The sequence below is a fragment of the Thermoplasmata archaeon genome, assembly GCA_038874435.1.
Classification (GTDB): Archaea; Thermoplasmatota; Thermoplasmata; order Lutacidiplasmatales; family SKW197; genus SKW197.
Genome location: JAVZCK010000004.1, coordinates 77,933 through 104,768, shown reverse-complemented (window position 1 = coordinate 104,768; position 26,836 = coordinate 77,933). Strand labels below are relative to the sequence as shown.

Annotated in this window: 27 protein-coding genes and 1 tRNA gene; 7 read left to right on the top strand and 21 right to left on the bottom strand. The window is 43.3% G+C overall.

Annotated elements, in window-relative coordinates; all coding sequences use genetic code 11:
• The first annotated feature begins 6 nt into the window (after positions 1 to 6).
• From QXD64_02810 to QXD64_02800, 3 genes are all read left to right on the top strand, one after another.
• Positions 7 to 897: a Rab family GTPase gene (locus tag QXD64_02810; protein MEM3396246.1), complete on the top strand. Its 891-nt coding sequence runs from the start codon at positions 7 to 9 to the stop codon at positions 895 to 897.
• A gap of 125 nt (positions 898 to 1,022) precedes the next feature.
• A complete protein-coding gene (locus QXD64_02805; protein MEM3396245.1) occupies positions 1,023 to 1,541 on the top strand; it encodes an Hsp20/alpha crystallin family protein in 519 nt (172 codons plus the stop codon).
• Positions 1,542 to 1,598: 57 nt separating this feature from the next.
• A complete protein-coding gene (locus QXD64_02800) occupies positions 1,599 to 3,791 on the top strand; it encodes a CDC48 family AAA ATPase (GenBank protein MEM3396244.1) in 2,193 nt (730 codons plus the stop codon).
• An 11-nt stretch (positions 3,792 to 3,802) separates the two neighbouring features.
• Here the strand turns inward: QXD64_02800 and QXD64_02795 are convergent, their stop codons facing one another.
• From QXD64_02795 to QXD64_02745, 11 genes are all read right to left on the bottom strand, one after another.
• The gene (locus QXD64_02795) at positions 3,803 to 4,498 is read right to left on the bottom strand and encodes a BsaWI family type II restriction enzyme (GenBank protein MEM3396243.1); all 696 of its coding nucleotides are present in this window, start codon (positions 4,496 to 4,498) and stop codon (positions 3,803 to 3,805) included.
• Positions 4,499 to 4,509: 11 nt separating this feature from the next.
• Positions 4,510 to 5,760 (bottom strand): DNA methyltransferase, encoded by a 1,251-nt coding sequence (locus QXD64_02790; protein ID MEM3396242.1) that lies wholly within the window; start codon positions 5,758 to 5,760, stop codon positions 4,510 to 4,512.
• A gap of 47 nt (positions 5,761 to 5,807) precedes the next feature.
• On the bottom strand, positions 5,808 to 6,269 hold the full coding sequence (locus QXD64_02785) for a hypothetical protein (protein MEM3396241.1): 462 nt from the start codon (positions 6,267 to 6,269) through the stop codon (positions 5,808 to 5,810).
• Positions 6,266 to 7,129, bottom strand: coding sequence for a DUF4129 domain-containing protein (locus QXD64_02780; protein ID MEM3396240.1), 864 nt, complete (start codon positions 7,127 to 7,129; stop codon positions 6,266 to 6,268). The genes QXD64_02785 and QXD64_02780 overlap by 4 nt, the downstream gene beginning before the upstream one ends.
• Before the next feature lies 1 nt (position 7,130).
• Positions 7,131 to 7,544 (bottom strand): secondary thiamine-phosphate synthase enzyme YjbQ, encoded by a 414-nt coding sequence (locus QXD64_02775; protein ID MEM3396239.1) that lies wholly within the window; start codon positions 7,542 to 7,544, stop codon positions 7,131 to 7,133.
• Entirely contained in the window at positions 7,541 to 8,578 is a 1,038-nt protein-coding gene (locus QXD64_02770; protein ID MEM3396238.1) for an NMD3-related protein, read from the bottom strand. Before QXD64_02770 ends, QXD64_02775 begins: the two co-directional genes overlap by 4 nt.
• Entirely contained in the window at positions 8,579 to 8,917 is a 339-nt protein-coding gene (locus QXD64_02765) for a DUF424 family protein (GenBank protein MEM3396237.1), read from the bottom strand.
• Entirely contained in the window at positions 8,877 to 10,988 is a 2,112-nt protein-coding gene (locus tag QXD64_02760) for a minichromosome maintenance protein MCM (GenBank protein MEM3396236.1), read from the bottom strand. The genes QXD64_02765 and QXD64_02760 overlap by 41 nt, the downstream gene beginning before the upstream one ends.
• A gap of 214 nt (positions 10,989 to 11,202) precedes the next feature.
• Complete coding sequence (locus QXD64_02755) at positions 11,203 to 11,448, bottom strand: hypothetical protein (protein ID MEM3396235.1); 246 nt, start codon at positions 11,446 to 11,448, stop codon at positions 11,203 to 11,205.
• 9 nt (positions 11,449 to 11,457) lie between these two features.
• Entirely contained in the window at positions 11,458 to 13,383 is a 1,926-nt protein-coding gene (gene feoB, locus QXD64_02750) for a ferrous iron transport protein B (protein MEM3396234.1), read from the bottom strand.
• Position 13,384: 1 nt separating this feature from the next.
• Entirely contained in the window at positions 13,385 to 14,035 is a 651-nt protein-coding gene (locus QXD64_02745; GenBank protein MEM3396233.1) for a metal-dependent transcriptional regulator, read from the bottom strand.
• Between the two features lie 139 nt (positions 14,036 to 14,174).
• On the opposite strand from QXD64_02745, the gene QXD64_02740 reads away from it, so the two are divergent.
• The 3 genes from QXD64_02740 to QXD64_02730 all read left to right on the top strand — a co-directional run bounded on the left by QXD64_02740 (position 14,175) and on the right by QXD64_02730 (position 16,636).
• Positions 14,175 to 14,249: transfer RNA gene (locus QXD64_02740), tRNA-Arg, on the top strand.
• Positions 14,250 to 14,656: 407 nt separating this feature from the next.
• Complete coding sequence (locus QXD64_02735; GenBank protein ID MEM3396232.1) at positions 14,657 to 15,670, top strand: hypothetical protein; 1,014 nt, start codon at positions 14,657 to 14,659, stop codon at positions 15,668 to 15,670.
• Positions 15,671 to 16,234: 564 nt separating this feature from the next.
• A complete protein-coding gene (locus QXD64_02730; GenBank protein ID MEM3396231.1) occupies positions 16,235 to 16,636 on the top strand; it encodes a hypothetical protein in 402 nt (133 codons plus the stop codon).
• A 15-nt stretch (positions 16,637 to 16,651) separates the two neighbouring features.
• Here the strand turns inward: QXD64_02730 and QXD64_02725 are convergent, their stop codons facing one another.
• From QXD64_02725 to QXD64_02690, 8 genes are read right to left on the bottom strand one after another with little or no spacing between them, the layout of a single operon-like run.
• Positions 16,652 to 18,034, bottom strand: a complete 1,383-nt coding sequence (locus QXD64_02725) for a V-type ATP synthase subunit B (GenBank protein ID MEM3396230.1) — start codon at positions 18,032 to 18,034, stop codon at positions 16,652 to 16,654.
• Between the two features lie 2 nt (positions 18,035 to 18,036).
• Entirely contained in the window at positions 18,037 to 19,776 is a 1,740-nt protein-coding gene (locus QXD64_02720) for a V-type ATP synthase subunit A (protein MEM3396229.1), read from the bottom strand.
• A complete protein-coding gene (locus tag QXD64_02715) occupies positions 19,773 to 20,096 on the bottom strand; it encodes a V-type ATP synthase subunit F (protein ID MEM3396228.1) in 324 nt (107 codons plus the stop codon). The genes QXD64_02720 and QXD64_02715 overlap by 4 nt, the downstream gene beginning before the upstream one ends.
• 1 nt (position 20,097) lies before the next feature.
• Positions 20,098 to 21,153, bottom strand: a complete 1,056-nt coding sequence (locus tag QXD64_02710; GenBank protein MEM3396227.1) for a V-type ATPase subunit — start codon at positions 21,151 to 21,153, stop codon at positions 20,098 to 20,100.
• A gap of 6 nt (positions 21,154 to 21,159) precedes the next feature.
• Entirely contained in the window at positions 21,160 to 21,726 is a 567-nt protein-coding gene (locus tag QXD64_02705; GenBank protein MEM3396226.1) for a V-type ATP synthase subunit E family protein, read from the bottom strand.
• Positions 21,727 to 21,738: 12 nt separating this feature from the next.
• The gene (locus QXD64_02700) at positions 21,739 to 21,957 is read right to left on the bottom strand and encodes an ATPase (GenBank protein MEM3396225.1); all 219 of its coding nucleotides are present in this window, start codon (positions 21,955 to 21,957) and stop codon (positions 21,739 to 21,741) included.
• Entirely contained in the window at positions 21,947 to 23,893 is a 1,947-nt protein-coding gene (locus QXD64_02695) for a V-type ATP synthase subunit I (protein MEM3396224.1), read from the bottom strand. The genes QXD64_02700 and QXD64_02695 overlap by 11 nt, the downstream gene beginning before the upstream one ends.
• Complete coding sequence (locus tag QXD64_02690) at positions 23,880 to 24,236, bottom strand: hypothetical protein (GenBank protein ID MEM3396223.1); 357 nt, start codon at positions 24,234 to 24,236, stop codon at positions 23,880 to 23,882. The genes QXD64_02695 and QXD64_02690 overlap by 14 nt, the downstream gene beginning before the upstream one ends.
• Before the next feature lie 50 nt (positions 24,237 to 24,286).
• On the opposite strand from QXD64_02690, the gene QXD64_02685 reads away from it, so the two are divergent.
• Positions 24,287 to 25,204, top strand: coding sequence for a hypothetical protein (locus tag QXD64_02685; protein MEM3396222.1), 918 nt, complete (start codon positions 24,287 to 24,289; stop codon positions 25,202 to 25,204).
• Between the two features lie 3 nt (positions 25,205 to 25,207).
• On the opposite strand, the gene QXD64_02680 is transcribed toward QXD64_02685, so the two are convergent.
• Positions 25,208 to 25,648, bottom strand: coding sequence for a hypothetical protein (locus QXD64_02680; protein MEM3396221.1), 441 nt, complete (start codon positions 25,646 to 25,648; stop codon positions 25,208 to 25,210).
• A gap of 5 nt (positions 25,649 to 25,653) precedes the next feature.
• A complete protein-coding gene (locus tag QXD64_02675; protein ID MEM3396220.1) occupies positions 25,654 to 26,826 on the bottom strand; it encodes an AAA family ATPase in 1,173 nt (390 codons plus the stop codon).
• Positions 26,827 to 26,836 lie beyond the last annotated feature (10 nt).

Sequence of the window (26,836 nt, the reverse complement as noted above, 5' to 3'; positions counted from 1 at the left end):
CCTAACATGAAGAGATTGGTGAAGAAAATTGCGTTGCTTGGTGATGGAGCAGTGGGGAAAACCAGCTTGATTGCAAGGTATGTGCACAATGCGTTTGATGAAAGTTACATTCAGACAATTGGGACAAGGGTTTCGAAGAAGGAGGTAGTGGTGGAAACAATTGAGGACAGAGTTTCTGTTAATCTCATAATCTGGGACATTCTGGGTCAGAAGGAATACAGGGGTGTGCACTTCAATGCTTTTAAGGGGGTTGAGGGTGCGATAATGGTGTGTGATATCACAAGAAAGGAAACACTTGACAGCTTGGAGGAATACTGGCTTCCATCACTTAAAAAGGTTACTGGAGAAATTCCACTCATCTTCTTTGCAAACAAGGCAGACCTGATAACAGAGAGGAAATTTGATTTTGCAGACCTCCAGAAAATCGCAAATGAAAATCTGCACTCTGGAGCGGGAGGAAAGCTCAAAAATGCATTTCTTACCAGTGCTAAAACTGGTGATAATGTAGAGGTCGGGTTCAAGCACATGGTAGCATTTCTGATGCTGCTGGAAGACGAGGAAAAAAGGGATGCCAGAAGTTTCATAATCGACTCATTGCTTCGTTCAATTGAGGCAATGGAAGTTGACACCAGCACACTCTACGGTGCCCTTGATGCAATTATGGTGGACTTCACAACAAGTTTTGGAAACGAGAGCCAAGCAATGGATTTGCTGAGAGAGGCATTCAAAGAGGCAAACCTCACACTCAAAGAACCCACATTTGTAGGTGTGGAAAAACTAATTTATGCGTTATCAAGAAAGGAGAGAACTGCGGGTATGCCAGAGGATGTGGTAAAGGCAAATCTGGAAAAACGATTTTTGATTCTTAATAAGGCAAAAAACCCTGGTAATCCATAACAAATGTGCTTCTTTTGACCACTTAACTTTATATACATTGAAACTAATGCAAAAGATTTATATAGTAGTGCTTACATACTCTTTTATGATGACAAACAAAGGTTAACAACTTGGAGGTGATACACATGTTTGGAAGAAAGAAAGATGATGAAAACAAAATTGAAATTCGAAAGAAGGATGCAGACATTGTGGGCAGGGACTTCTACGACCCATTTGAAGAATTCGAGAGAGCAATGAGAAACTTCGAACGCGCTTTCTTTGAGATGGCATTCAGGTCACCATTCACATTCAGAAAAGAAATGAGAGAACCAGAAATAAGAGCTCCATTTGTGGACATGATTGACACAGGCAAAGAATTCAAGGTAATTGCAGAAATGCCTGGCGCAACGAAGGACAAGATTGATGTCTCAATTTCAGGGAATACTCTAGAAATTTCTTCAGAGACGGGCACAGAAACCGAGAGCACAGAGGGCAATGTGGTTCACAGGGAACGCAGCTACAGAAAATTCTACAGATGCATTGAGCTACCAGAGGATATTGTTCCTGATAAAGCTACATCAAAACTGAACAATGGTGTCCTTGAAATCATCCTGCCAAAGAAAAACCCCACTGAGAAAAAGAAGGTAAAGGTGAACATTGAGTAAACACTTTTCCTTCTCTCCTTTTTGTTATACCTTTGTTTTTGTCAGGAGGTGGTATAAATGTCGGTAAAAACACCTGAAAAAAATTATTTAAAGGTAATTGAAGCGACTGCGCGGGATGCTGGTAGAGGTATCGTCAGAATTGACACAGAATACATGGAAAACAACGGACTTGAGCCAGGTGATGTAGTAATAATCGAGGGCACAAAGAAAACTGCAGCCATTGTCTGGCCTAGCTATCCCGAGGATGAAGGTACAGGAACAATTCGAATGGATGGAATCACAAGAAAGAATGCTGGTGCAGGAATAGATGACAAAGTTAGTGTGAAGAAGACAGAGGTGAAAAAGGCCTCTAAAGTGGTTTTCTCTCCCACTGAACCGATAAGAATCTTCGGTGCTGAGTATCTATCCCAGATACTGGAAGGGAGAGTGCTCACCAAGGGCGATGCTGTTGAACTTAACCTCATGGGTAGAAAGGTCACGCTCATTGTCACTTCCTATTCTCCTTCCACAGATGTGGTGATGATAAACGGAAGCACAGAAGTAGAGGTAAGCGAGAAAATTGCGAAGGAAAAAGAGGTAGGAGTGAGCAGGGTTAGCTACGAAGACATAGGTGGGCTCAAGGAAGAAATTAAGAAAGTAAGGGAGATGATAGAGCTCCCACTTCGCCACCCAGAACTCTTTGACCGTTTGGGTATAGAGGCACCAAAAGGTGTGCTGCTCCATGGTCCTCCAGGCACTGGCAAGACATTGCTTGCAAAAGCAGTTGCTAACGAAACCAACGCCAACTTCTACTCAATCAGCGGTCCTGAAATTATGAGCAAGTTCTATGGCCAGAGCGAGGAAAATTTGAGAGAGATTTTCAAAGAGGCAGAGGAAAACGCACCATCAATAATTTTCATCGACGAAATTGACTCAATTGCTCCAAAGAGGGATGACATCAAAGGTGAGGTGGAAACCAGAGTTGTTGCCCAGTTGCTTGCCTTGATGGATGGGCTGAAGAGCAGGGGCAGAGTAGTGGTAATAGGTGCTACAAACAGGCCCAATGCCCTTGACCCAGCACTGAGAAGACCTGGTAGATTCGATAGAGAGATTGAACTTGGAATTCCTAATAGGGATGCACGGCTTGAAATTCTGCAGATTCACACAAGGGGAATGCCACTCTCAGAAGATGTGGACCTCTCTGCACTTGCAGACCTAACCCATGGCTACTCTGGCGCAGACCTTGCTGCACTCGTGAAGGAAGCAGGAATGAAAGCGCTGAGGAGAATACTGCCAAACATTGATATGGAGAGCGAAAAAATCCCAGTGCAGACACTGAACACAATCAAAGTTACGAAAGAGGATTTCATTGCCGCATTCAGAGAGATGGAACCATCTACATTGCGGGAGGTGCTGATTGAACGCCCGAATGTACATTGGGATGACATTGGAGGGCTTGATGCCCAGAAGGAAGAATTGAAGGAAGCAGTGGAATGGCCACTGAAGTATCCTACCTTGTTCAAACATTTCAACACAAAACCGCCAAAAGGCATTCTGCTTTACGGACCACCAGGCACTGGCAAGACCTTGCTTGCAAAGGCAGTTGCCACTGAAAGCGAGGCAAACTTTATCTCTGTGAAGGGCCCAGAGTTCCTCTCAAAATGGGTGGGCGAGAGCGAAAAAGCGGTGCGGGAAACCTTCAGGAAGGCAAAGACAGCTGCGCCATGCATCATCTTCTTTGATGAGATTGATGCAATCGTGCCAGTGCGAGGCCAGAGTTGCGATTCCCATGTCACAGAGAGAGTTATAAGCCAGATGCTCTCAGAGCTTGATGGAATTGAGGAATTGCACAATGTGGTGGTGATTGCAGCAACGAATCGCCCAGACATAATTGACCCTGCGATTCTCCGCCCTGGAAGATTTGATAGATTGGTGTATGTGCCGATGCCTGGCAAAGATGAGCGGCTCAGTATCCTTAGGATTCATACAAAGAACATGCCACTTGCGGATGATGTCAAACTTGAGAAAATTGTGGAGATGACTGAGAATTACAATGGTGCAGACCTTGCTGCGGTAGTACAGAAAGCCAGCTATCTTGCGATGAGAGAGTATCTCAACGAGAACAATGGCAAGGTGGATGAGGCAAAACTGAAGGATGTTAAAGTGAAAATGAAGCACTTTGAGGAGGCGTTGAAACAGGTGAAACCGCTCTCAAAACAGGAGGTGGAACGCTACACCAGAATGTGCGAGAACTTCAGGAAAAGAGAGTAAAATAAAACCATTTAAATAGAACCTTTTTCCACCAATTTTTTTAAGTCCTCAATAAATTTGTCAAACATCTTTACTTTATCACTTTCTTCTATTTTTTCTTCACTCATTACATAGCTTCCATCTGTATCTACCTCAACAATTGCACGTCCCTTCTTTGTGGGCTTCTTCGCCTTTAATGTGCCATCTTCATCTGGAGTAATGAAAAATACCTTAATATGTCTTGTAACTTCATCCTGCATCAGCTTTAATTTCCAGTATCCAGTTTGAGCAATCCTCTCTCTCAGAGTGATCTTAGTCGAAATTACTGCAAGTGGTCGGAGAGAAACAGGATGATAAATTACTATATCCACATCTGGCAAATGGGCACCAAACTCTCCATAATCTATAAGTAGATTTCTTTTTACCAGGCTAAGCTCTTTCGAGAGATTGATTGATGTGGTTCTTTCTAAAATGTTTCCCTCAACCACTTTCAACCCAAGTCCTTCAACTTCTTTCTTAATAACATACATTATCAGTTTCTCAAAGTTTTTTCCTTTGAATGCACGCCAAGATTGTTCATGATCACCCTGTGGCGTCGGACTTCTTTTCCAGTCGTTTTTATGCATTTCTTTTGCTAATGAGAACAATTCTGAGATGTGCTTGTATGTCTCATTACCGTACTTTTGTCTCATTCCTTCATACAGTGTTAATAAGTCCTCAAATTTCATCTTAACTCCTCCTATGATAATTTTCCTCTTTCATAAAATGTCCATGTTATTTTTCTAGACTTGGCAATTTTGCTTTTCTCCACCCCTTGCTTCCTTACTATTATCAGATACTTAAATCCCCTCAGAAAGAAATTGAATCGTCTTGCTCTGTTATGCCACACATCCGTGTGCGATGCTTGTCCTCTCCTTGCCACACAAATTATGTCAACTGGCTCAAAGTATTTGCAAAGACGTTCATATATCAGAAAACCAACTGGTGTAAACTTCTTCTTGACCCACTGGTCTCCTATCAGCCAGCCAAGAACTTTACCAGGTTTCAATATGCGATAGCACTCTTTAATCACTTTTTCAAGTTCATCGTAAAATTCTGCGGTTTCACAAGAAATTTTGCCTATGCAGTCAGGATGCTCATTGTATCTAATGTTGTCTCCGTAGGGTGAATCAATAAACACCATGTCAACTGAATTGTCTTCCAGAGGAATTTTTCTCGCATCGTTTTGAATTATTTCTGGTCTTGTGGGGGCAATGTCATAGCAGATGCATCTCCGCTTTTCCTCGTTACACACATCCAGAGTTGTGCCACTTCCAGCCATTGGGTCTACTATAAGGTCTCCAGGTTCTGTATACCTCCATATCAAATTGTAGATAATCAGTGCCGGAGTAACACCAGGGTACTTATTGTTCCCTTTTGGTGTAAGACCATAGCTCTGCTTTGGAAAATCCCAGAATGTGGTGCTTTCAAGGAGTGGAATCTCATCTTCAATGTCTTGGATATCCATCCTTTCTTTTACCCGCGATCTCTCCCTTAGAATAAGTTTCGTTGTCTGAGCATCCCAGCTCTCTATGTCTTCCAGTAGTGGGGATTTAGATGCAAACAAATCAAGGAATTTTAACAGCTTTTTGCCAAATAGCGGTGTATTTCTTCTTATTTCAAAATTTTTTAGTATTTTATTTGCATCTTTCAATTTAATTATTTTTCCTATTTGTTCAATTTTCACCTGGTATGGGTATTTGCCACCCCATGCTTCTGGAAATAGTTTGAAACCTCCATCAGAGGCAGCTTTGAAAACGCCATAGAGAGCATCCATATCTATGTTAATCAAAAACAGGAGGTCGTCTTTTCTGATTCTTATAACCACAGGACCATACTGCTTTTCTGTTCCAAACAACATTCTAGAGAAACATTCTTCCTCGCTCCTGTTTGTGCAGAAGAATAGAAATCCCCTAATAGGTTTATCCACAATTACATCACTGTTTGGCATCAGATTCGAATATACTTGATCACATATATCTTTCTTCCTAGTAACGCTCATTCTACACCCTCCTCTCTGAACACCCTCATCATCATCTGGTAGAACTCTTCACCGCTCCTTTTTATCCGAATCTTCTCTGGCTTGCGCATCAGAAATTTCAGAATGTCATCATCCACAAAGCCCCGCAGCTGTTTTGGCTCCTTCACACTGTAAAGCCGCATGTAGGCCTCAAGCACGCTGTCTTTTAGAATATTCTGGCTCAATGTGTAGCCCTGCAATGCCCGCTCTGCGGTCTTGTCAAACCTTTCCCAACGCTCGCTTCTTCTTGCCTCCTCTCGCTCCTCACTAGAAGTATGGAAACCGTAGTAATAAACTAGAAACACGCCAATAAGGGCTGTGAATGCAATAAAACCAAGCTGAACAATCCCGCTGTATTGTGCATAATACACGAATGGTGAGAGCACACCGAAGAAAATGGCAATGAAGAAAATCACAGTGAGGAGTTTGTGCTCCTTCAACCTTCCACCTCCTTCCTAAGCCCTTTCAATGCCCCCAGAGCCTGCTCCCTTTCTGCCTCTCCAATTGGATGACTGCTATACCTTGCTGTCTCAAAAAGCTCCACCAACGCATCCAGATTTTTACTTTCAAAGCCCATTTTTGCATGGACTTCCTCCTTAAATTCCCTTGGAGTTAGGTAAAGGGCATCTTTTACACCATGTGCAGCCAGAAGTTCAGTCATTCTTCTGTAGCATCTTATGATTGCATCTCTCGCAGAAACCCCTGTTTCAAACAACGCAATTCCTTCATCAATCGCCTTTGCGAAATCCAGATTAAATGGCTCTACCTTCCCAGTTCCTCTCCCTGTCCTCGAAGAAAGATAGGAAAAAAGAAGAGTAACAATAATAACAGCAATGAGCACAAACATCCCTGCCACAAGAAGCATTGAGATAAGCGGTGGTGTTGTTGAGGTCTTTGGCAATGGTGTGTTTCCTGGTGTCCCTGTTGAATTCGATGTGATATTTTCACCAGTGTTTTCCTGCGTATTGTTCACAGCCATCACATAAAGAATACCTATGAGGATAAGTACAGCCAGCAACGCACCAAAGAAGGCATGCATCACCTCTCTTCCCCTGCGCATCGCAACCAGATAGAAAATTCCCACGATACCAAACCCTAGGAAGAGCCAGTAGATTAAGAGGCAAACATTCATGTTTATTGCAGGTGCCTGGGGACTTACCGTCTCATTTCTCTGCGGGGCATCTGGTGGAAGCATTTCATCCTGAAGCGAGAGGTTGAGCACGGCGTAGCCAAGCATTCCACAAGCGCACACAAAGAACGCAAAGGCAAGAATTACAGCCACGCTTCTGTTTATTTTCACTTTAAACACCTATTACCTTCACAATCACACGCTTATCTCTTTGACCATCAAATTCTGCATAGTAAATCTGCTGCCAGGGTCCAAAATCTAACTCCCCATTAGTAATTGGCACAATCACTTCATGGCCTATGAGCAAGCTCTTGAGATGGGCATCACCGTTTGTCTCACCGGTTCTATGATGCCTGTAATCATGTCTAAACGGCGCAAGCTTCTCAACCCACTCATCTATGTCTTTTATCAATCCACTTTCTGCATCGTTGATGTAAACGCCAGCTGTGATGTGCATCGCAGAAACCAGTGCAAATCCCTCCTTTATTCCTGACTTTCGCACAATCTCCTCAACTTGCTCTGTAATGTTAATGTATTCTCGCTTGTTTTTTGTGTGAAACCAGAGATACTCTGTGTGGGCTTTCATCTTGGATCACCTCTCATCTTCTTTACACTCCTAAATGGAACCAGGTAAATATTATCTTCTCTCTTCAACACCCAGACCGTCTCTGCATCTGCTGGATAATCTAGGTTCCCGAATCTCTCCAGTTTCATTGTTTTCTCATCCATCACAGTGATTTCTCTTTCATCGCGGTAAACCACCTTCACCTCTTCCAACATCCTGAATTCTATTATCTCCACATTTTTCAGATGCTCTATCATGACCTCTCTTTCTTTTCCATTCTGGCTTTTCAACAGAAGTTTACCTGCCTTTGCTGGTGCAATTGTGTAAAGCTCCCCCTCGTAATAAATAAGGTCTCCTTCCTCAAACCTCTCAAATTCAAGGAGATAAGTAACACGATAAACATCCCTTCCCTCCTTTCTCGTGTGCAACCTTGGAGACACCTTTACTTTAACGCCAAAACGCCGTTTCAACTCTTCACAGACAGCTCGGGCATAACTGTTGTCCACAATGTAAATGTCGATGCCATTCTCCACATTTTCTCGCTTCACAACCTGCCTTTTTCCATTCTGGCTTCCTTCAACGACTGCCTCCATTTCCTCCAGAATTCTTGCTTCTATCTCTCTTCCCTTCCTTCTTATCTGAATTATGGCCGAAAATCCATGACCATGCACTCTTGAGCAATCTGGACATAGATTTTTTCTGCAAAAAACCGTAATCTGGCGATTGCCTGACTGAAGTTCGCCTTCATGCTCCAAACTTAACTTCACCGCACACGAAAGCACATCACGGTCAATTTCCTTGCATTCAAACTCAACTGCAGTGCATTTGAACCCTGGCTTGCACACAATTTCCTGGTAAATCAATTTTTTAAGTGCATCTTCCTCACTCTCAAATTTTTCCCAATGTTTTCCAACATACAACGCCCCACAATCCCCACAAACAAGCATCTCAATTTTTTCTGGCAAAGAAACTGGCTTTTTCTCACGAATAAGACAATGAAGGCAAAGACCAGAATGAAGTTGCGAAACTGTCATTCCACATTTCGGACAGAGCACTCACATCACCACCATCTGCGCATGAGGAACGCCCGCAATTTTTATAACATTCTCCTTCTCCACAAATCCAGCTCTTATTGCAAGGGCCACTGTGTGCTTTCCGAACAGGTTAGCGATTGTAGCTGTTCTCATATAGACCACAAATGTTTCATCGTTCACAAGTTCTCCTTTGTAAAATTCAGGACTAATGTGAACTGAAAAACGCTCATCCTTCAGATGTTCTCCAACAAGGCACACATCACATGCTGCAACAAGAATCTCTGCACCTCTTCGATGAACCTTCAACCATATCTTCGACTCAGTCCCTGATTCGCTTGTAGTATCCTTCTTTCGGCTCATAAATCTCTCCATTCTTTTTCAACTTATCAATTATTTCATCTACGCTAGATTCATCAATTCCTCGTTCCTGTGCAAGTGTAATTACATCCTCTTTCGATGCACCATTCTCCTTGTTTTCCGCCTCAAGTTCTATTATTATGTCTCGCACTGTTGCAATAGCATCCCTCTTTGACTTTGGAATTCCAGTGGTGAGTAGGTCTACATCCAACTTATTAGTTGCTTGGTCTGTAGCCACCATTCTGTAGCATTTCATGAAAATCTCCACTGCAAGGTTTGCATCATCTTCTGTTACTTCCTTGCTCAAACGGAGTTTTGCAGCGGCCTCTGAAAGTCGAATCATTGCTTCCAATTGTCTTGGTGTGATTGGCACCACTTCCTCTGCTTCATTCTCGTACATTGTTCTAATTTCTACATATTTTCTCTGGATAATCTCTCTTGCCTTATCGGACAGCACTGGGATGCATTTTCTCGCATATGAAATATACTTCTTCAGGAAATCCATGGGAAATGGTGGCTGTAAATCCCTACCAGTGTCTTCTATTTCCGGTTTTCTTCCTTCGCTTTCAAGAGCCAAAACCTCTCCATGTAGATGTGCTTTCAAAATATGGGTTGCAATATCTCCATCCCTCTCTGCATCGGGCCTATCCAAAACAGGAATCACAATGTCAAATCTCGAAATAAGGGTTTCTGGCAAATCAATCTGACTGAAGAAAAGGCGATTAGGATTAAACCTGCCTTCTTTTGGGTTGGCAGCAGCTAGAACAGGACATCTGGTGTTGAGAGTTGCGTAAATTCCTGCTTTAGAAACTGTAACTGTTTGCTGTTCAAGTGCCTCGTGCATTGCGCTCCTATCTTCCTTAGACATCTTATCTAATTCGTCGATACAAGCAATGCCTGTATCTGCCAGGACAAGTGCACCAGCCTCCAATGTCCAGCGACCCTCTCCGAACTCATCTTTCACCGCTGCGGCAGTGAGACCAGAAGCAGAAGTGGACTTCCCAACTGCATAAATACCTCTAGGCACAATTCTAGCAACAAATGTGAGTATCTGGGACTTCGCGGTGCCAGGGTCACCGACAAGTAAGATGTGAATATCACCTTTTCGTCTCACTCCATCCTCGAGAGTTTTGGGCACGCCACCAACAAGCTGGAGTGCAATCGCTCTCTTTGCGTCCTCCATACCTGCAATTGTGGGTGCTATGGAGCGGACGATGTTATTGAAAATATTTGGATCCTTTGCAGCATTCTCTATCTCTTCAATTTCCTCTTTTGTGAGTTCCACCTCTGAGTATTCCTTGCTGAGTTTCCTGAGGTTGTTTACATTAAGCGTAATTTCAAATTCCGTGGTTTTGCCTTTAAGTTTCTGAATAGCGAGGAGAACGCCACTTAGTTGAACTCTATCTCCTGGGAAAATCTGTCCACAGAGGTCATCCTCAATGTATCCCATCAATCGCTGGGGCTGGACTCCACCTCTTGGCATTGTCTCTGGACTTTCCTGAATTTCAATTTTTTGCTGGTCGATAAATTCAGATTCCTCAGGTCGAAGAACAAAATCGGTTTGATGTGCAAGTTTGCCGCAACCCCCCTGCTTCTGGTCACAGGAAACAGGCTTCATAAGGTCCCCTGTTTCCTGTCGCACCTTGATTAATGCCCCACAATTTTTGCACCTGAATGCAGCAACGATAATTCTAGGTCTGACTTCAGTAACTCTCCTCAGCAAACCTTCAACTGTGATAAACCTATAGAGGGAGGTCTCTCTTATGTCCCTTATTGGAATTGGCTGGCGATGAGTTGGAATAATCCGTATCCAGAGTTTTTTAGTGTCAATTTCTTCTTCAGGTGCTGGCATCATTTCAAGCATCACTTCTTTCCCTATTTCAAGCACTTCAAGTGGGGCGTTTAAAATTACATCTAGGAACTCTGGGCTGAATTCGTGAAGTTCCTTCTCATCAACGAAGAGCGAGCGCTTCTCGGGGTATTTGTGAGCTATTTCTGCCATTTTGGGGAGGTAGTTGTAAGTTTCAAAAAACTCACGCCAGAGAGAGCGGACTGTCTGATCATCAATTTGCATATTCATAGCAACTGCACAATGAGCAGGGTGGTATTAAGGTTTTTTGTGAACGATAATGAGATGTATTATCTAGGGACCCTAGGGACCTCCTGAACACCTCAGGAAAGAGTAACTCATCCGTAGATTTGAAATCTGCGAGTTTAAACCAATTTCTTTCGTTCTTTTCATCTTACTACTTTTCCATTGACTAATTTGGGCCTTATGGGCATGTTGATCACCCACAGACGCCATAAGGTCCACTGATTCTTTTCTTCTCTCGACAAACCTCGTGATCTGTTCTATCTGGCTTCTTGTTGTTCACGATGTGAAGTGGTAGCACATTGTCGCTATCAGGGTCTCCCAAATCTACCAAGCCATCACAATAGGTATCTAAACTTAACCTCAATTGATGTAAATAACTGATATCAACATATAGATTACACCCATTGTAAAATACTGTGCCCCAGATTGGCTCTTCCAAAACCCTTCACTACATTCCAGCTAGCAACCCGATCCTATAAACAACGCCACCAATCATAAGTGCAAATCCAATTTCAAACAAGGTTATTGCTGCTGCCTTTTTCCATCCAAGTTCCTTTACAAGGGCTGCGATTGTGGCAACACAAGGGACATAAAACATCACAACAATAGTGAACACCAGCATTTGCAGCGGGGAAAGAACTGCAGCAAAATTCGTAGTGCCAATAAATGCAGCCAACATCACTACAGTTAACTCCTTCCTCAAAACACCAAAAATGAGCGTGAAACCAACTACTGCAGGAAGTCCAAGCCAAAAAACAATGAGCGGAGCAAGAAACACATTCACATGAGCGAGAACACCGAACTCATCCATAAGCACAATCCCAACACTACCTAAGATTATAATCGGCATTGCAATGACCAAAAAATCCTTCACACGAAACCATGTTTGTTTTACTACTACCACGGGTTGAGGAAGTCTAAAGTCAGGTATTTCCATTATCAAGCCCGTGCCAGTGCCTGGCATATACATAGACGCCATTTTGCCAATCCCTAAAATCACAAGAATGTTTAGAGCATAGAGTGCAAGCGCCCAGTGAATTCCCAGAAACATCCCCACAACACCAAGAATCACAACAGTTCTTGCTGAACAGGGCACAAGCGTGCTCAGAAAAGCAGCGAGAGTCCTTTCACGCTCAGTCTCCATGATTCTACACCCAACACACGCGGGAACATTACATCCATAGCCAAGAATCAATGGAATGAAGGCCTTGCCATGCAACCCAATACGGTGCATCAAGGAATCCATGAGAAATGCTGCTCTAGCTAAATAACCGCTCTGTTCCAAAATCGCAAGTAAAATGTAGAATGGAAGCACAAATGGTATTACAACGCTTAGAGCACCACCAATTCCACCTGTGACGAAGCCATTCCAGATAATTTTCGTGCCACTATTCTCACCGAAATAGGCAAAGTATGCACCACCAAGCCATCCAAAAAATGCGTCCATTCCTTCTGCGATCAATGACCCAATGTAAAACACAAAAACAAAAATTCCACCAACCACAATCATTAGAACAAGATACCCATAGATTCTGTGGGTAGTAATGTAGTCTATGAGTTCAATTCCCTTGCGTTTTACTCCTTTCCATCTCACAACCTTCCTCACAACTTCAGTGCAAACCGCATATCGCTCTGCAGAAATCACTGTCTCACTGGGTTCATGATGGAGTTCTGCAATCTCATTTGCTAAGATGTCAGCAGCAACAACTATATTTTTATCCAATTTTGCGGCAAGCTTTCGCATTTGAGCATCTTTCTCAAGCAATCTTGTGGCCATAAACCTTGGTGGATAGGGAAGATTGTATCTCTCCAAAAGCAAAGCCAGCTTCTTAATCCGTTTCTCCACTTCATGTCCAAACTTAAATTCCTTCCTCACTTGTTGTGGCTTTTCGGCAATATTTATCGCGGTTTTGATTGTCTCCACAATCCCACTACCCCGAATGGCTACCGCTGGCACTACTGGAACTCCTAGAATGCTAGAGAGCTTTTTAACATCAATCTGCATTCCTTTTTTCTCTGCTACATCCATTTGATTAAGTACAACAACCACATTTGGCGTGAGTTCCAGAACCTGAAGAGTGAAGTAGAGATTTCGCTCGAGAGCTGAGGCATCAATCACATTTATAACAACATCTGGCCTTTGAGTAATTATGTACTCTCTTGTGACCTCTTCTTCCATTGAATATGTGTCAAACGAGTAAATTCCTGGCAAATCAACAATCTCAATTTCCCTTCCAGCATAATGAAGTTTTCCAGAAAAAAGTTCTACAGTTTTTCCTGGCCAGTTTCCAACATGCTGATCCAAACCAGTGAGAGCATTAAAAATTACGCTCTTACCCACATTTGCATTTCCTACTAATGCAAAGGAGAGCATTTCACGCCTCTCTCTTTCTAACAATGATTCCTCGTGCATAATTCTTACTTATGCACACAGAAGTGCCACGGATCTCTACTTCAATCGGACCAGAGAAAGGTGCCTTTCTTTTTACCTTTACCTCTGCTTTCGGTGTGAATCCCAAATCAGAAAGACGTTTTAGAGCACCCCATGCACATCCATAGCCCTTACCATGACCCTTACCTTTACAAATGACATCCGTATCAATCCTCACGATGACACCTGTCTCCCCTTCTTCCAATTCATCTAGGGTTGCAATTTTCTCGGCATTTTTTAGGAATTCCGAAAGGGCAACAAAGACCTTTTCCGAAAGTGCATGCTCTAGTTTGCAGGCCTCATCGTGTATCTCTGGTTCATCTATGCCAAGCATCATGAGAAACTCCTCAGCAATCCTATGTTTATCTAGCACTTGCTTTCCAACATCTCTCCCATAGTCAGTAAGTTGTACATTTCCATAAGGAGAGTATTCAATGTAACCCTTTGTCTTCAGCTTTTTTAGCATCTCTGAAACAGATGCTGGAGAAATTTTGAGTTTTTTAGCAATGGATGTGGTAGTGCATTCTCTACCGTCTTCCTCAGCTCTTCGAATTTCCTCTAGATATTCTTCTTCTCTTTCCGTCTTTTCTATCATCATTTCTGAATAAGGAAGCGCCTATTTAAGAGTTAGGATTACCTAAATCATCGAAGGTTTTGTTGAAGACCCATGCAAAAATCTCGAGTTCAACTGCGATAAAGTTTAAATCCAATCTATGATTTGGGCACTCTGCAAAGGGCTCGTAGCTTAGACAGGATATAGCACTGGCCTTCTAAGCCAGGGGTCTCGGGTTCAAATCCCGACGGGCCCGTTCTATTCTGTTTTAGCCCGTCTTACTCGCAACCTTGGTTTTGTTTCCCAGTTGCTCGTCCCGACGGGCCCGTTCTATTCTGTTTTAGCCCGTCTTACTCGCAACCTTAGTTTTGTTTCCCAGTTGCTCGTCCCGACGGGCCCGTTCTATTCTGTTTTAGCCCGTCTTACTCGCAACCTTGGTTTTGTTTCCCAGTTGCTCGTCCCGACGGGCCCGTTCTATTCTGTTTTGCCCGTCTTACTCGCAACCTTGGTTTTGTTTCCCAGTTGCTCGTCCCGACGGGCCCGTTCTATTCTGTTTTGCCCGTCTTACTCGCAACCTTGGTTTTCTATTCCAGTTGCTCGTCTTAAACTCATTCCAGAAACAAAACAAAAAATCTTAAATCTTCCTTTCTCATAAAAGAAATCATGTTCGAGAGTTGGAAGATATCTTGGCATTATTTCAGGGAGGCCTGGAAATATGTGAAAGCGCACCCAAAAATCTTCAAAATTCCTCTGTTAGCTGCAGGTTTGTGGCTTCTGTTAATCCTTCCACTCGTGCTTGGAACCATCTTAGAAATTCTCTGGGTTATAAGAAACCCTACCGACATCGCCTTCCATATGCTAATTGCCACTGTAATTGTGGACCTCTTTCTCTTATGGCTCTTCTCATATCTCGTAATTTATGTTTACCAGGGAATGATTGTGGCTGCAGTATATGCATCAGAAATCGGAAGAGAAGAGGGACTATTAGACAATCTCAAGGGGAATTGGGGTGCCCTGTTCAAATTTGCATTACTTACTACCTTGTTTACAGGCGCTCTTGCAGTTGCCACTCAAGCATTAGGAAAAGCTTCCATAGGGGTTCAGCTTGCAGGTAAGGTCGCTATTAATATAATTGCCAAGGTCTACCAGTTTCTCACAGTATTCACGGTATGTGCTATCGTAATCGAAGAGATGCCAATGGCAAAGGCACTTAAGAGAAGTGTCTCCCTTGTGCGTAAGAATGTAGTCCCTGCTTTGTTCGGGATAATTATATCAGATGTGATAGGTTATGTGGCTGTTGCTGTCCTTTTCATTGGGATCTTTGGAATAATAGGTCTCGGATTCTTGCTTTCATCGGTAGTAGGTGAGGTCGTATGGCTTGGAATTATCATTGTGCTGATCATTTTTGCACTAACTACTATTGTTGGGATCGCTCTGATTGCAAGTTTAGTAACAAATGTCTACTACTCATTGGTCTACTTAGAAAATCTGAGAGCAGAAGGAAGCCCATTGCTGAAATACTATGGAACCACAAGAGTGCCTATTACGATTGATGAAACTGCAATGCGTCAAGTAATAAGTGCTAGACATTTTGGAATGAATATTGCCGCCATAGAAGGAGGGATGCATAAGGCAATTGACTGGTGGGAAAGAAGAGCATCAAAGTGGGTAAAATAGTAAATATGGTGTATATCACCATAATTTATTCTGCCTTCCTGCATATTTAATCCGCGCATTCGCTCAACTAACAACCCATAATTGAGAATTGCTAAAACATGACTTTCGCTCATTTCTCTGCTTTGGCATGCCCTTATCACCAAGTTTAAATAAGAAACAAGCATCATCCATAGTATGTGGAAAAAATTGGAAAAATTTGCAGATCCTAATCTTTTAAAATGGCTGAATATTATTTGCTTTGCTATTATGCTGGTTGTGAACATACTAGCGGGAAGTACTAAAATTATAGGCGGTAAGACTACTGCACAAATTTAAGATGCAAATCCGACGCTGATAACCCCCGCTGGTTATGTTTTCTCAATCTGGGGGATAATCTACATCTTACTCGCGATCTTTCTGGTTTACCAGGCACTACCAACCCAACTAGCTAAGGAAATCCGAGAAAAGATTGGGTATCTTTTTATAGCCAACACAATGTTGAATGTTTTCTGGCTTATTATCTGGCAATTTGAGTATCTGGTATTATCAGTAGTGATTATGTTCCTAATTCTCGCTACATTAATCATGATTTATATTCGAATAGAAATCGGAAAATCAAATATTCCATTTCGGAAAATGCTGCCATTTCATGTGCCCTTTAGTGTTTATCTGGGCTGGATCACTGTCGCAACGATTGCTAATGTCTCCGCAACACTCGTTTCGGTTGGCTGGAATGGTTTTGGGATTGGCCCAGAATCCTGGGCAATCTTAACATTGGCAGTCGCTCTAGCAATTACAGTAGCCGTTCTGATAACAAGAAAAGACATAGCATATGCGCTCGTAATCATATGGGCACTTGCAGGTATTGGAGTGAAACAGAGCCAGAACCAGACCATATTATCAGTTGTAGTCATAGGCATCCTTATAGTAATTGGAACCTCGCTATTTACAATTTTCACACACTGGAGAAAAACGAAACTAACATAGATTTTCCTTTCTCATTTAACTTGTATGCACATTCTTTTCCTTATAATACTTTTCAATGTATTTCTTATCCACCCTTGTGAGATAGCTTGCTGGCACCATTGAAAGCAATTCCCAGCCAATCTCAAGTGTCTTCTCTATGGGCCTGTCCTCATACCTGCCCTGAGCAACGAACCTCTGCTCAAATGCCTCTGCAAACTCAAGAATCTTTCTATCTCTGTCGGACAATGCCTCTTCACCAACTATCGCTACAAGACCACGCAAATCTCTGCCTTCTGCGTAAAGGGCATAAAGTTGGTTTGAGAGTGCCCTGTGGTCTTCCCTTGTCGAACCCACACCAATTCCCTGGTTCATCAATCTTGAAAGGCTTGGCAGAATATCTATCGGCGGATAAATTCCCTTCCTGTGCAATTCCCTCGACACAAAAATCTGCCCTTCTGTAATATAACCAGTTAAATCTGGAATTGGATGTGTCTTATCATCTCCCGGCATCGTCAAAATTGGAATCTGTGTGATTGAGCCCTTCCTTCCCTTTATTCTTCCTGCTCTCTCATAGATTGTGGCTAAGTCAGTGTACATGTAACCAGGATAACCGCGTCTTCCTGGCACCTCCTCTCTTGCAGCCCCGATTTCACGCAGTGCCTCTGCATAATTTGTCATGTCTGTGAGAATAACAAGCATGTGCATGTCTTTTTCAAACGCCAGATACTCTGCAGTGGTCAATGCAATTCTTGGAGTAATCAACCGTTCAATTGCAGGGTCATCAGCTAGGTTAAGAAAGACCACGCTTCTCCCCAGAGCCCCTGTGCGTTCAAAGTCCTTGATGAAATACTTTGCCTCCTCGTTTGTAATCCCCATTGCAGCAAACACAACACCAAATTCCTCGCCCTCCTTTCGCACCTTTGCCTGTCTCGCAATCTGGAGAGCAATGTCGTTGTGCGGCAATCCTGAGCCAGAAAAAATAGGGAGTTTTTGCCCTCTCACAAGTGTATTGGTGCCATCAATTGTGGAAATTCCTGTCTGGATAAACTCTCTCGGAGCATCCCTCGCATAGGGATTGATTGCACTCCCAGTGATGTCCCAGCGTTCCTTCCGCATTATTGCTGGACCCCCATCAATTGCCTCGCCTGAACCAGAAAAAATTCTTCCAAGGACTTCATCACTAACAGGGATTTTCAGAGTTTCACCAAGGAAAGTTACAGTGCTTCTCCTGTCAAGCCCTGTGGTGCTTTCAAAAACTTGCACCACAACAAGTCCCTTGGATGTATCCAGCACCTGACCTCGTTTAATTTCACCATCAGCAGTTTCTATTTTAACGAGTTCGCCGTAAGCAACTGGATGTGTCTTTTTCACGAATACAAGTGGTCCTGCAATCCCTTCTATCGTGCGATAACCAACCAAACTCATCTTCGCACCTCCTTTGTCAACCCCTCTAGTTCCTTTGTGATTGCAGCTTTTGCATTTTCAATGGCTTTCTCAAACTCTGTTTCAAATCTTGCCCTTGCAAGTTCCTCAACGCTTCTTATCTCCACAATTCTTCGCACATTGACACCTTTCTTTAGCGTCTCTCTGCAGGCGGCATCGACCCAGAGAATTGTTTTCAGAAGCAGGTACTGGTTTTTGAGCGGACAGAAGGAATCCACATCATGGTAGGCATTTTGTTGAAGGAAAATTTCACGGATTAATCTGCCAGTAAACAGCGTAATTTGCTCAGACGGAGGCAGGGAATCGCTACCCACGAGTTGCACAATCTCCTCAAGTTCCGCCTCTTTCTGGAGCACTGCCATTGCTTCATGCCTCAGTTCTACCCAGTCCTCATTGACATTTTTCCTGAACCAGTCATCAAGGTAAGATGTGTAAAGAGAGTAGCTTGTAAGCCAGTTTATTGCTGGGAAATGCCTTCTTGCTGCAAGCTTTGCATCCAATGCCCAGAAAACCTTCACAATTCTCAAAGTATTTTGAGTTACTGGTTCTGAGAAGTCGCCTCCAGGTGGTGAGACCGCACCAATGACTGAAATTGAGCCCTCTTCACCAGCCAGTGTGCGAACTCTCCCTGCTCTTTCATAGAACGCACTCAACCTTGCAGAAAGGTAAGCTGGATAGCCCTCCTCGCCAGGCATTTCCTCAAGCCTTGAAGAGATTTCTCTCATTGCCTCAGCCCATCTCGAGGTTGAGTCAGCCATCAATGCAACTGCATACCCCATGTCCCTGAAGTACTCTGCAATTGTGATTCCAGTGTAAACACTCGCTTCTCTTGCTGCAACTGGCATGTTGCTCGTGTTGGCAATGAGAACTGTTCTTTCCATCAACGGAGCCCCTGTCCTCGGGTCCTTAAGCTCCGGAAATTCTTCCAGAACTTCAGTCATCTCGTTGCCTCGTTCTCCACAGCCCACATAGACCACAACGTCTGCATCACTCCATTTTGCAAGCTGATGCTGGGAAACGGTTTTGCCCGATCCAAATGGGCCCGGAATTGCCGCAGTGCCTCCTTTCGCAACTGGAAACAGGAAATCAAAGATTCTTTGTCCAGTAATAAGTGGAATGTCTGGCATCAGTTTTTCGCTAAAGGGGCGTGGGAACCGCACTGCCCATTTCTGCATCATTTTCAGCTCGACACCAGAATCAAGGGTGCAGACCACATCTTCAACAGTCGCTTCGCACTCTTTAATCTCCTTAACCTTTCCCTGCATCTCTGGCGGGACAAGTATGTAGGTTTTGTTAAACTTTGTTTCCTGCACATAACCGATTTTGCTACCTGGCTTTACCACATCCCCTGGTTTTACAAGCGGCACAAAATGCCATTTTGCGGTTCTATCCAGCCCTGGTTCCATAATCCCTCTTTTAATGAAGTCACCCATCTTTTTGCTGAGCGCGGGAAGTGGACGTTGAATCCCATCGTAAATCTGCCTCAGCAAGCCAGGTCCAAGCTCAATCATCAGGGGATTCCCTGTGTTCTCAACTGGTTCACCAGGCCTAACTCCTGCAGTATCCTCGTAAACCTGAATGACCACCTTTTCCCCTTCTATCCTAATCACTTCACCCATCAAATGCTCATTACCCACAAAGACCAAATCATACATTTTTGCAGGCAAGCCTATAGCAGTTACCACAGGCCCTGCCACCCTATAAACTTCGCCATTCATTTTTTCTCCTCCTCTTTGTAGAGGTCAACTCCAAGCGTCCGTTTAATCTTATCTCGTAAGTCCCTTTCCGGTTCACTTCCTATTGCAACAACCACGGGCTTTACCGACTGCCAGAGTTTTGTGCGCAGTTCAGCAGGCAATCTTCGCACATCATCGTCATGGAGCACAAGAATCCCTGCTCTTTTCTCCTGCAGCAGGGAAAGAAGCACCTCCTCAATTGTGCTTCGGTCCACCACAATTGTGGAACGCACACCTGCAAGACGAAAACCAGTAATGAATTCAGAAGAACCAACAACCACAATATCCTCGCCATCAGCCATTTCACCACCCCAACATTCCCAGAATCTCATTTCTTGGAAGCTCGTGTGCCTTCCCACGAGCAATTATTCTTATTTGCTCCACCTCTATCCGCTTTCTCAAAAGATAAGAAATCACTGGCAAAATCGAGATTGGGTAAATGACCGCAAAACTTTTCGCAATCTTTGTAAGGTAATGCTCAAGCCGCTTTATCTGGCCAGAGCAATGCTCACATTCACTGATGATTCTGTTAATCTCAGTTCCAAACCACAGCGTAGATGTTTGTGAGAGAAACTCAGTCGCATCCTTAGATTCGCAAAGGCCCTTGAACTTCTGGTATTTTATTGACCACCCACCCGGAATAAAAATGTCACCGGAGGCAATGCTAACTTCCTCGCTGCCCTGCCTGTAAAACATTATTTTCATTGCTGTTGCAAGATTTCGCAAATCAATTTCCTTCTGCACAAACTCAAGAAAAACTCTGTCGGCTCGTGTTTCCTGGTAAGATTTCACAAACTTCTCAAGACGGATGTAGTAATCCCTGTCGATTTTATCCTCAACTCTTGCCAGATTTTTCTCTTCTAAATATTCAGTGATGAGCTTACCAAATTCGGTTTTTGCGAAGTAGTGTGCTATGTCTTCAGCACCCTGTGCTTTCTCCCAGAAGCTCTCTGAATACTTGCCTCCGTTGAGAATGTGCTTCAGCACTTCCTCCTTCGGTGTTTGGCTGTGGAGTCCTCTCAAAAATGTCTTGAAATTCCAGATATCTAGGTTTTCAAGAAAGATTCCCATTCTTGTTTTTGCACCGCCTAATGCATAGCCGTAGATTTCGGTGTAAGCTCTCCCTAGATTGCGGTTGAGTGCATACTCAATCACATCGCTTGTGGAAAATCGAAACTTTATTGAGCCCTCCTCCACATCCTCTCTGTAAACTCCCTCATGCAAGAATCGGAGAATCTCTCTGACATCCATATCCAGCATGCGCTGAATTTCTTGCAGGCTATAAAGTTTCAAACTCTTGACTTTTACACGGGTGCAGAGGTAGGGAAAATTGTCACCACTGGTATTGTTTAGCCCCATGTTCATCTACTCAAACAACATTTTCCAGAGCTCCTCGCCTCTTTCGCTGAAAATTCGTTCAACCAATGTCTCATACCGCAGGTCAAGGACACGCTCACCGCTCTTTTCCTCTACGAGAATACCTCCCACACAGTTTATTGTTTGTTTAAATGGATACACTGCAAACGCTTTGACAATCTCTGCATCCTCAGCATTTGTATACACAAAGCCATCTGGAATCTGCTTCTTCGCAATTCTGAGCATCTTTCCAAGCAACTCTCGCTTCTTTTCCCGTTCCATTGCTCTAAGCTTAGCCAGAGTTTCCTCTTTTACAGCATCAATTATTTGCCTCTTCGTCTGAAGTTCTTTTTTTCTGGCAGCGTTCTCTGCAGAGTGAATTTCCTGTTTTAATTCGAACTCAAGCTTTTCCTTCTCTAGTGCAATCTTCTCTTTCTTTGCTTTCTCAATCTCTGCATTCGTTTTCGTCAGAATGTTCCTTGCCTCTGCCTTCGCATTGGCTAAGATTTCCTCTGCTTTCTTTTTAGCTTCGCTCTCAATTTTCTTCGTTGTTTGGGCAAGCACATCATCGGGCATATGCTAACTCCCTTAGAACATGCCAAGAGCTTTGAAAGCCACAATCAGGGCGAAGATTACCAGTGTTTCTGGAATAACTATTAGAGCCAGTGCTCTTCCGAAAAGTTTCGGATTCTCTGCAATTGCCCCAATTGCAGCAGCCCCTATGTCTTTTTCCGCAATCCCTGCACCCAGAGCGGCAAGTCCTATTGCAATCCCTGCACCTATTGCAGCCAAACCTTCAACTGCCATTTTCACCACCTTTTTTCGTGTAAATTCTTCTGTAGCCAAATGGAGAGTAAGTAAATCCACCCCCTTCATAAAACTTTGTGAAGAACTCCACATAGTGCAACCTGATAGAATGCAAGCCGGCAGAGAGCACACCTAACAAGAGAAGGAGAAAATGAATAACAAAGAAGGCAACAACTGCAAGAGCACCGTAAGGCGTGGAAAACGCAGGTAGAATTAGGGCATTCACAGCCACTGCAATCCCTGCCTTTGCAAGTCCCACAGCAAAAAGACGAATGTAAGAAAGAAGATTGGAGAAAACGCTCAGTGCCTCCATTGCTGAGATAAAACCTTCACCCGCAACCACGAAGACCATACCCACTGCACCAATGGTAATTACGAGCGGAAGTGTGGGAACTGGTAAGGGAATTTTAGCAAAAAGTCGCATGAGGAGAATGAAAACAGCGGTGAGCACCACAATCCAGCCCGCCTTTCCCACTATGTGCTTGTAGTTATTGTGGTTGTATTCTGTGTACATGCCCAGACCAAAGGCGAAAATGAGATGGATGTAACCTGCAATAATTGTGGTGTTAATCAGGAAATTTATGTCTAGGAATTTGTTTAGGAGACCCGAATAACCGAGTTCAATGCCAAAGAGCTGGGCGAGGGAGGCATGGGAATGCTCACCATGGCTTGTAAATGGCAGGCCAAAAATCTCACCGAAAATAAAGCCAAAGATTATTGTGCTTATTCCTGCATAAAGGAGGACATTGCCCACCTGTCTCCCGCCTATGTCAACTATTTTGTGGTTTCTGAGGTAAAGAGCAAGGAGACAGAGCATTATTCCATAGCCAATATCCCCTATGATTAACCCGAAGAAGAGGGGGAAGGTAACCCAGAGCAAGGTTGTGGGGTCTATTTCCTCACTTTTTGGCAGCGAATACATTCTTGTAAGCAGTTCAAAACTCTTTGCTGGCTTTGGATTTGCAAGTTTCGTTGGTTTTTCATCCTCACTTTCCACCACTATAACACTTACATCATGTTTCTCTGAAACTCTCTTGAGTTTGTTAAGTTCAGAAATCGGCACCCAGCCCTGAAGCACAAATGAGATTTCGCCAATGAGCATTCTTTGAGGCAGTTCTTCCTTTGCAACTTTTATTGTGAGAAATTCACCAGTGGCAAGCAGTGTTTCTTTGTATCTTTTCAGGGCATTGCTGATTCTCTGGTTGATTTCCTCACGCTCCTTAGTCAGTTGGGCAATTCTTTCAGAATAGACAGATAGAAGTTCATTGAATGTTGTGAAACTCTTTCCTAATTGGTTTGCGTGTTCAAGCAACTCCTGAAATTTGATTTCTCTGAAATGCACTGCTGTGAGCACTTCCTTTGCTGTTGTTTCGGTCTCTTTCGGATAGATAAGCGCACAGACCTTTTCTTTCGGGTTTACATATATCTTTGCTTTCAGATTCCGCTCCCTGCTCAGCCCTACTATGTCTTCCTCATAGAAGCCCATTGTAACATTTAGATTTTCGTAGGGAAGCAAGTCCCCGAGTTCTAGCCCGAGTTTGGCAATTTTTTCTATTGTCTCTCGTTCTTCAGTGAGACGTTTTATCTCGTTTTCAATTTTCTGCCTTCGTTCTGTGTTTTCAAGCAAGCTTATTCCTGTGCCATGAATCACACTCTCTATCTTTTCCAGATTTTTTTGAAGCTCAGCTTCGGATTTTTTTTCACCTACTTTTTCTGCCTCAAGCTTAACCCGTTCCTGAATTATTCTAAGCTTTAAGAGTAAGTCAGAATGTTTTCCCGCCTCAGATTCTGGCAGCCCTGGTTTCAAAAAATTATCAGAAAGGCTTGGATCACGAATATGCAACACTGTCAATTCATGAAGTTCATCGATGTAACTCTGAGCTTTTTCCTTTGGCCCTGTGAGTACCACTTCCACCATCTTTTCAGGAGCGAGCATCCAGTTCCTCCAGAATTGCAGTTATTACAAAATTCACCGTGTGTTCCATCCTTTCCTTTGCCCTCTGCTGGAGCAGCACGACTTTTTTTTCTGCCTCCGCCTCTATTTTTGAAATTTCAGAGGCAAGCTTTCTAGCTTTCTCTTCTCTTAACCGCTGGATTTCCGCTCTGATTTCTGCTTCTCCTCTTTTCTTTATCTCTTCAGACCTTGCCACTGCAGAAAGAATGTATTTCTTAGATTCATCCCTTGCCTTAACCAAAAAACTCTTTGCCCATGCCTCTTTTTTTCTTATTTCCGCAAGTGCCTTCTCTTTATGTACTGGCTGTAATTTGGCGTCTGTCATCAATTCCAAATACACTTCTTTTATATAGAATTTCGCTTTCAGTCAATGCGATGAAAACCATTACAGTGCAGACATCCGCCAGATTGCACTTCGGCGTAATTGACATGTCTACAAAGAAGAGGTATGGGGCAATCGGTGTGGCAGTTGAAAGGCCAAAATTTAAGGTGCTCGCAAGGTTCGCCCATGCTCTTGAAATCACAGGCAATCTAGAGAGTGCAGAGTATCTGGATTATGTACATTGGGTGGCTGAAATGGTTTGTGGGCAGTTTGGAATTAAGGAAAAAGTGCATCTGGAGGTGCAGGAATGCTATCCACTTCATGTCGGGCTCGGTGGAAGAACTCAGTGTGCACTCACTGTTGCCAACGCAATTCTCTCCCTTTATGAATTGAAAGCTGAAACTCGTGAGATTGCTGCCCTCCTTGGGCTTGGAAAATATACAGGCATAGGTTTGAATGCATTCCAGCAAGGCGGCTTTGTCATAGATACTGGGCAAAAGCATCATTCTATTTGTTTGAAATTTCCTGAAGAATGGGTGTTTGTGGTGGGCATCCCACAGGGAAAGGGGATGAGTGAGGAACATGAGATAAAATTCATGGAGGGCCTCGTGGCGAGCGAACTCACTACATCAGAAATTTGCGAACAAGTTCTGCTCGAAATGGTACCTGCTCTGATGGAAAAGGACATCTGGAGGTTCGGAAAAGCCCTATCCAAAGTGCAGGAACTTACGGGAAGTGTGTTTGCTGAAGTCCAGGGTGGTGTTTTTTCTGGACTTTCGCAGAATGCAGTAAAGCTGATTGAGGATTGTGGTGCTGCTGGCTCTGGGCAAAGCTCCTGGGGACCCACTGTATATGGGCTCTTTCCAAGCCAGCAGGAGGCTGAGAAGGCCCTGGAGAAGCTTAAGAGAAAGGATGGCAAAACCCTCTGGTTTACCACAAGGGCGAGGAACAGGGGTGCGGCAGTGGAATAAAATTTAAAGATATGCTGCCAAAAATTCGTCTCTCAATTCACAGGGAATGTTCTTGGTTTGAAGAGCTTCCTTCAACTTTCTGTCTGTTGTAATTATTCTGGCGCCAGTCTCTTTATGAAGTTTAACCAGATATGCATCATCTTCTTTTACTCCATCCATACCAAGTGGGGAGTGCTCTATCTCATATTGAAGGTATTTGGAACTGTTATACATCAGTACCGCAGCGAAGAATCTTGCAATTTTTCGTTTCTCTTGACATGAACTCGCTGCCTTACAGAAATTCCAGGCCTTTTTCTCAAATTTTGAACCACTGGCTACGGCAATTTTATCACATTTGAGATATAGTTTTTCTAAAAATATGAATGTCTCACGCTGCTTTTTCTCCCCATTCTTGCCATCCAAGTCCGCCCAGAGCCATTCGTCAATTATGAAAATCTCAGACATTGGCTTCACTTTTTCCCGAAAAATTCCTTCAAATCCTCCAGTTCCCCTTCAACGAACGATGCTAAACCTCCTTCTATCTGCCCATTACTATTTATCTTCTGCTCCTCAAACACACTCTCATGCTTTTCCTTTCTCACAAGATAGCATTTTGCGTCGGTTGGCGCAATCTCCTTTCTTCGCACTGCAGCCAAAAGCGAAGTGACAAACACCTCGCTGTGCGTTGTAAGAATTATTTGTTTACCCTCTTCCCTGATTATTGAGCAAAGGGTTCTTACAAGGGAGCGGATAACCGTGGGATGCAGATGCACCTCTGGCTCTTCTATTAGGAGTGTGCCGATTTCAGGTCTGTGGAGTTTAGCGAGGAGATAAACTAGCTGGTTTACACCGAAACCATCATTCACAAGATTTACTGGTGTCTTCGAAGATTTGTCAGTAGAGATGAAGAATGCAGTTGCAGTGCCTGGAGGAGTGTATACTCTGAAATCCTTGTTGAGAATTTTTTCCAAATCTATGCTTATCTTTGGGGCGAGAGTGGGCTCGTTTATGATTAATGTAGCAACTTCATCTTCTGAAACCGGAATGGAACTTACTTTGGTTGGAGTGTATATTGGCTTGAAAAAACCCCTTCTGTGAGGTACGATATCTACTTTTGTTCTGATGTATTCTGGCAATATGCTGAATGTTATTCCTATTGTTTGGCTTCTAGCATCACTTACAGGAATAGGTTTGTCTACGAAAGCTGTCGCAAAGATGCCATTCCAGTTTACGATGTATTTTTCTTTCTCCTGTTCAACCTTGGCTTGGAAATTTCTGTTCAAAAAATAGGGAATCTCAACTTCCCCAGAAATCTTCCCAAGAGGTGTTTCTACTAAAAGCCTTGCTGAAGTTTCTTGAAGAGTGATTCCATATGTTTTTGTTTTAGTGGAAACTTTTATCCCAATTGCGTTCATCCTTCTACTCACACAATCTCCAAACTCTCCCAGGTGCATAAAACCTAAATCCATAAAACTATTTACTTTCCTACCAGGGTCTGTGAGAAAGTTCTTAAAAACTATTAGGGCATACAATAAACTCGATTTCCCACTTGCAGTAGGTCCATATAAAACCGTGAGAGGTGCAAGCTCAATATCAACATCTTCAAGCGAACGAAATCCAGAGATTTTTATTCTTGATAGCATAATTTAACCT